The sequence below is a fragment of the Vibrio sp. 99K-1 genome (assembly GCF_013114585.1).
Taxonomy (GTDB): Bacteria; Pseudomonadota; Gammaproteobacteria; order Enterobacterales; family Vibrionaceae; genus Vibrio; species Vibrio chagasii_B.
Map to the genome: position 1 here is coordinate 157,467 of NZ_VTXF01000010.1, position 6,850 is coordinate 164,316.

Annotated in this window: 4 protein-coding genes; all 4 read right to left on the reverse strand. The window is 44.2% G+C overall.

Annotation, left to right across the window (positions count from 1 at the left end; translation table 11 throughout):
• Positions 1–54: 54 nt before the first annotated feature.
• Positions 55–1,257, reverse strand: coding sequence for an enoyl-ACP reductase FabV (fabV, locus tag F0228_RS10280; RefSeq protein ID WP_061031654.1), 1,203 nt, complete (start codon positions 1,255–1,257; stop codon positions 55–57).
• 210 nt (positions 1,258–1,467) lie between these two features.
• Positions 1,468–3,750, reverse strand: coding sequence for an acyl-CoA dehydrogenase (locus F0228_RS10285; RefSeq protein WP_061031655.1), 2,283 nt, complete (start codon positions 3,748–3,750; stop codon positions 1,468–1,470).
• Between the two features lie 56 nt (positions 3,751–3,806).
• Positions 3,807–4,436, reverse strand: coding sequence for a TetR/AcrR family transcriptional regulator (locus F0228_RS10290; protein WP_061031656.1), 630 nt, complete (start codon positions 4,434–4,436; stop codon positions 3,807–3,809).
• Positions 4,437–4,873: 437 nt separating this feature from the next.
• The coding region (locus tag F0228_RS10295) for a VCBS domain-containing protein (RefSeq protein ID WP_171762215.1) at positions 4,874–6,850 on the reverse strand (1,977 nt) is incomplete at its 5' end.

The following is a 6,850-nucleotide window of genomic DNA, read 5'->3' on the forward strand; positions in this document are numbered from 1 at the left end:
GACAAAAAATAGGCGCTCAATGAGCGCCTATTCGTTTAGATTCGATAATTTGAATTAGATGTCAGCTACATCAAATTCAACAGCTGGGTTAACGTCAGCTTCGTAATCAACACCTTCAACACCGAAACCGAATAGCTTCAAGAACTCTTCTTTGTACTCAACGTAGTCAGTCAGTTCTTTTAGGTTTTCAGTTGTGATTTGAGGCCATAGGTTACGACAGTGTTCTTGAATGTCGTCACGCAGTTCTAGATCATCCAGACGTAGACGGTTTACGTCATCAACTTCTGGAGCGCTACCGTCTTCTTTGTATAGACGCTGGCTAAACATACGGAAGATCTGTTCCATACAACCTTCGTGAATACCTTCTTCACGCATCTTCTTGAACACCATAGCGATGTAAAGAGGCATAACAGGGATTGCAGAGCTTGCTTGAGTCACAACAGACTTAAGAACAGCAACGTTTGCAGTACCGCCAGTTTGGCCTAGCTTCTCATTCAGCGCTGTCGCTGCACGGTCTAGATCCATCTTAGCTTTACCTAGTGCGCCATCCCAGTAGATTGGCCACGTTAGTTCAGTACCGATGTAGCTGTAAGCTACCGTCTTACAACCGTCAGCTAGTACACCAGCTTCAGAAAGAGCGTTGATCCAAAGTTCCCAATCTTCACCGCCCATTACAGTTACAGTGTCTTTGATCTCTTCTTCAGTTGCAGGCTCTACGCTTGCTTCGATGATTGTGTCTTTGTTCGTATCAACCGCAGTTGACGTGTACGTTTCACCGATAGGCTTTAGAGATGAACGAATTACTTCGCCAGTCTCTGGCATTTTACGTACTGGAGACGCCAGTGAGTATACAACCATATCGATTTGGCCTAGATCTTCTTTGATCAGGTCAATTGTTTTTTGTTTCGCTTCGTTAGAGAAAGCATCGCCATTCAGGCTTTTTGAATATAGGCCTTCTTCTTTAGCAAACTTGTCGAACGCTGCTGAGTTGTAGAAACCAGCTGTGCCAGGCTTTTTTTCAGTACCGGCTTTCTCAAAGAAAACACCGATAGTTGAAGCGCCGCCACCAAATGCAGCCGCAATACGTGAAGACAAGCCGTAGCCACTTGAAGAGCCAACAACTAGTACACGTTTAGGTGCGTTTGCGATTGGGCCTTGAGCTTTTGTGTAAGCAATTTGTTCTTTTACATTAGCTTCACAACCGACTGGATGTGTTGTAGTACAGATGAATCCGCGAATTCGAGGTTTGATGATCATATTCAACTTCCTTAAAAAATCAGGTTAAGGATAAAAGTTTCGTACGCAAATGGCATCTAATTTCTGTAAAAATGTGGTGAAAATGCAAGTGGTTGGAGCACTCAGTAAATATTTGCTGACTAAGTCACCATTTGTTAACGCGTCTATTGCGACTTCTACGACAAAAACAAAAAAAGGCACCTTTTAAGGTGCCTTTTATCATTTCTTAATCTAAGCAACGCTATTTAGCTTAGGTTTTAACTCTTTTCGCGTCAAAGTTTCACTGTAATCGTGACTGAAGTGGTCAACTTGGATTGCAGCGTAGCGTAGTTTGTCTGCTGCAATGATTTGGTCAACTTCGTCTTGAGTCAGTACGTCTGCTGCCAGTGCTTGAGCAAGTTTGTCTTGCAGTAGACCTTTACGTGCTACTTTGCCCTCTTTAACCGCTTTAAAGATCTTACGTTCAAGTGGTTTGATGCTGTACATCGCATTGAACGCATTTTCCATCAAGCCAACGCTATCGTCTTCTTCCTGACCGATGTAGCAAAGGTGAGTCAGGCGTTCACGGTGTGCACCCGGAGTCATCAAGCTTTCAGCCAACTGGACTGTCAGATCATCGCTTGGTTTCTCGAAGTGGTTGCCCACAGGGAATATTAGACCTTTAAGTACCTTACCAACCACCTTATTCGGGAAGTTACGGTACGCCTCTTGTAGTGCCTTTGCAGCATGGTGGAAACAGTGCTGAACCGCGTAGTGTACATAGTCTAAGTCTGCTTGTTGACGACCTTCGTCTTCATACTTCTTAAGCGCAGCTGAAGCCATGTATAGGTAACTCAGACCATCACCTAAACGTGCAGAGATAAGCTCTTTACGTTTCAGTTCACCACCTAGAGTTAGCATCGCGAAGTCTGCACTTACCGCTAATGCACGGCTCAGACGAGTCAGGTCTTGGTAGTAAGGCTTAGTTGGACCACTCATGTCCGCTTTAATAAACTTAGAGCCAGTCAATGCTGCACCGAACGCGCCAAATGTGTTCTTAGTTGCGTGCCCAATATGCTTGAATAACAAGTCATCGAAGTCTTTCGCGCCTTGCTTCTCATCTGGATTAGCTGCCGCTTCCATCTCGCTCAATACGTATGGATGACAACGTGTCGCACCTTGACCAAAGATCATCAGGTTACGAGTCAGGATGTTTGCACCTTCTACTGTGATTGCAACTGGGATACCTAGGTAAGGCGCAGCCAAGTAGTTCATCGGACCATCTTGAATTGCACGACCAGAGTGAATATCCATTGAATCATTCAGAATGGTACGTGCCATCTCTGTCATGTGGTATTTCGCGATAGCCGTTACGATGCCCGGTTTCTCTTTCATATCAAGCGATGTCGTCGTTAGAGTTCGTGTCGCTTCTAGTAGATACGTTAAACCACCAATGCGACCTAAGCTCTCTGCAACACCCTCAAACTTACCAATCGACATGCCAAACTGCTTACGAACGTATGCGTATGCACCTGTTGTTCTTGCCGTTAGGTGGCCCATTGCCGTACCTAATGCTGGTAATGAGATACCACGACCCGCAGATAGACACTCCACCAGCATACGCCAGCCTTTACCTGCGTAATCTGCGCCACCGATTAGCCATTCCATAGGAATGAATACGTCGTGGCCGCGTGTTGGACCGTTCATAAACGCCAGGCCTAGTGGGTCATGACGCTCACCAATCACAACACCTTCATGATCTGCTGGAATAAGCGCACACGTGATGCCGATATCTTCTTTATCACCCAATAGCTTTTCTGGATCGTGCAGTTTGAATGCTAGGCCAAGTACTGTTGCGACTGGTGCTAGCGTGATGTAACGCTTGTTCCAGTTAAGCTTGATACCCAGTGTCTCTTTACCTTCGTGCATCCCCATACATACAGTACCAACATCAGGAATACCGCCTGCATCAGAACCCGCTTCAGGGCCAGTTAGTGCGAAACATGGGATATCTGTACCGTCAGCAAGACGTGGTAGCCAGTAATCTTTCTGTTCTTGAGTACCATAGTGAGATAAAAGCTCACCAGGGCCAAGAGAGTTAGGAACCATTACAGAAACCGCGGCACTGATACTACGAGTTGCGATCTTAGTAACAATCGTTGAGTTTGCGTGTGCTGAAAATTCACGACCGCCGTACTCTTTAGAAATAATCAAAGAAAAGAAGCGTTCTTTGCGTAAGAAATTCCAAACTTCTTTCGGAAGATCTCGATCTTCTTTCACAATCTGATGGTCATCAAGCATAGAAAGCAAGGTTTCTAGCTCATTGTCCATAAAAGACTGCTCTTCTGATGAAAGTTGAGGTTTCGGGTATTGGTGCAGCTTAGTGAAGTCTGGCTTACCAGAAAACAGCTCTCCGTCCCACCACACGCTACCCGCTTCCATCGCTTCTTTTTCAGTGCTAGATAGTGGTGGTAGTACTTTTTTAAAGAGTTTAAAAGCTGGGTCACTTACCCATTTTTGTCTTAGAGAGCTCATAGTTCAGATCCTTTTGTTCACTATATTGGTTGTGAATTTATTCGCTTTTTATTGTTTTATTCTTCTGCTGACATGCCAGCGGCCAAGTATGGAATTAAAATATCGACCACTGCTTTGGCATCTATTTTCTTCCCGTAATCATTCTCTGCAATTTCTACGAGAGCTTGACTGGAAGCCATGGTGAATACACAAGTTCCTAGGGTGAAGTGCAATCGCCAAAATAACTGTTCTTTGGTGAGGTTCGGGTTAGCCTTCATTACTGAGCTAGTAAACAAAGTGAGTACTTCGCTGTAACGAGTCGTAATGAACCAACGTAAATGCCCCTGTACGTCCGTGTAGCCTCTGCCGATAAGTAACATGAATCTGCTAGTACCATTTGGCCTTACATCATTCAGTGCTCTTAATGGCTGTCTCAAAGACTCAAACACGTCACTCATAGAATACGTTTCGTTCAAGTTTAAGTTCACTAGTGCATCTTGCAGCGCAGGCATGAATGCTTCTAGGTAGCGATTGAGTACCGCACGAACCAGAGTTTTCTTGTCGCCAAAGTGGTAGTTCACCGAAGCTAGGTTGACGTTCGCTTTGCCCGTAATGGTGCGTAAAGAGGTGTCATTAAAGCCATGCTCAGCAAACAAGCCTTCAGCTACGTCTAAGATTTTGTCTTTGGTTGTACTTCTTGGTGCCATTTCAATCACTCGTATTAAACAACTGTTTGAAATATACGACGAGAACATTTATTTAACAAGCAAGCAACATCACATTTTCACAAATTGGTCGTACCAGTTAAAAAATATCGCCACTAACCGATTGAATCGCGGGATGTTTAAGAAAAAAGTAAAATTTAATGAATTTTCTGGGAACTGAATTAGAAATGGGGAGTCATAAATTACGTAGAAAACAGAGTATTTAGAAGTTTAACAGGCCGTCAAACTTGTTGTTCTCCCTGCTTTCTTAATTACTGCATTTTCCTTATTAACTCCTATACTTGTATCCGCCCAAACCACGTTGGTTTGGGCTTTTTTTTGCCTGGGATTCACTCTTTACCGGCAGTGTTCTCCCACAAAAAAGCCCCCAATATTGGGGGCTATGATTAGACTAAACGCTGGCACCATGGCCCGACATATCAGGCCGCATCATTTTTAATGAGCTCTCCCAGCACTGCGAGATCATTACCTAAGTCAACCGATGCGGCCACTTCTGTTGCAATCCCCTCTACAACAATAGTTTGAGAATCACCTCCATCATTGATTGGGATTGACAACGCAATATCATCCCCATCAACATTAACCTCAATCATACCCAGTAGCTCAGCCATTTGAGTTTCATCTTGTGGGTCTTCTAGCAGATCATTGAGATCTATCAAATCACCTGAACCATTCGTATACAGCTCAAAATCTTTGATGATATCCGTACCATTATCAAGCGCTGAATCTAACCAGGTGAAAATGTTATCGTCACTGTCACCAATCAGTAAGTCATTACCAGTACCCGCGAATAAGGGCTCGTTACTCGCTGCACTTATCACGTTATATTGTTGTGGCTCTTCAATATCAACGGTCACTGTTTCTACGCTACTTTCGGTACCCGTTGAATCAACAGCAACATAGTCAAATTGTGGGTCATCGGTAACCGCTTCATTACCTTGTACATAGCGTAGCTCCCAACTTCCCCCTGTCGACGAAAGCTCCATGCCCACGATGGGGTTACTTGGTGAGGAGTAACTAAAATCATAAAGAATTTGACTGTTCCCAGTGTCGCCAGGGTCTTTTTGATACTGCTCTGTGTGTGTTGTACCGTCAGCGAAAGTATAAAGAACTTCCACATAAACGTTACTATTGGTGTTAAACGCACCACCCAAACCGTCTAAACCAAAGTCAACGACCTCTAGTGGGTTATTTGAAAAATCGAGGATCAAGGTTTCCTGTTTGTTCATACCTCTACCATCGGTATCACCAATACCAAAGCCAACATGAGGCTGCTCTCCTTGGTATTGCTTCAGAGGTTTATCGTTGTTGTCCTCAATCGATAGAGTAATCGTGTTGCCATTTTCTAATGTAATCAGCCTCTCTGTCGGGGAAACCTCTACCCCCCAATTGTAAAATCCATCAACGAGCGCTGGCATATCCTCCGGCTCGCCACTAAAGCCCATTTCAAATGGCTGACCAGGCCCGGCAACGAAGCTAATGTTGTTTGGAATAAACAATACTTCATTATCCACATCAGACTGCACAATCTCTCTAGTAACGCCATTTTCATCGGTATATAGCAATGTGCCACTGGTTGGCAGTGTCTGAATACGAACATGTAAAGCTATGTCATTATGATCATCTTCCACATCTGAAATGTAGTCAGGTATACCACCATCTTCAGAATCGAACAGAATTGGTATCACGGCGTCATCATCATTGACGACAGTAAAACTGGTTGCTTCAGGCGCATCGTTCACACCATTAATTGTAATTTCAATAACATGTTCAACACCATCGGTCGCGGTAACAACATACCTTTCGATTACGGTGTCATCGTCCCCTAAGTATTGGACAGCATTGTTATCGACAACATAACTCCAGGCTCCCTCTGGTGTGATAGTCAACATGCCTAGAGCAAGTGAATACGTTGACCCTACTGGTGTAAACACTCCGTTTGGCTTAAACGCCGGGTTATCGCTGGTATCGACATCAGTAATAGTCAATGTACCAGATGCCATTAACTCATTAGTTTCGGTGTTTACATTAAGATCCTCTGTTACCTCTCCGGTATCCGAATCCCCTTCACCTACAGTGATTTCCGATGGGTCATCCGCACCGTTTATAGTGATGGTCACTTCACTGGTTGTACCGTCTATTGCTGTCACGGTGTAAACCTCAGTAACAAACTCGTCATCATCTAAGTACTGAACATCATCATTATTAACAACGTAGGTCCATTCACCATCGTCAGTGATGGTCAACATCCCCAATGCGGTTTCATTCGTTGAACCTTCTGGGGTAAAAATACCGTTTGGTTGGAAAGCTGCGACATCATTGGCATCAACATCGGTGATAGTCAGTGTGCCAGAAGTAGTCAGATTATTGCTCTCTAGATCAACCTCAACATCCTC

Bases quoted from the DNA above. Each gene is read 5' to 3' on its own strand.
- fabV (WP_061031654.1), bottom strand. From the start codon at position 1,257: ATGATCATCAAACCTCGAATTCGCGGATTCATCTGTACTACAACACAT.
- F0228_RS10285 (WP_061031655.1), bottom strand. From the start codon at position 3,750: ATGAGCTCTCTAAGACAAAAATGGGTAAGTGACCCAGCTTTTAAACTC.
- F0228_RS10290 (WP_061031656.1), bottom strand. From the start codon at position 4,436: ATGGCACCAAGAAGTACAACCAAAGACAAAATCTTAGACGTAGCTGAA.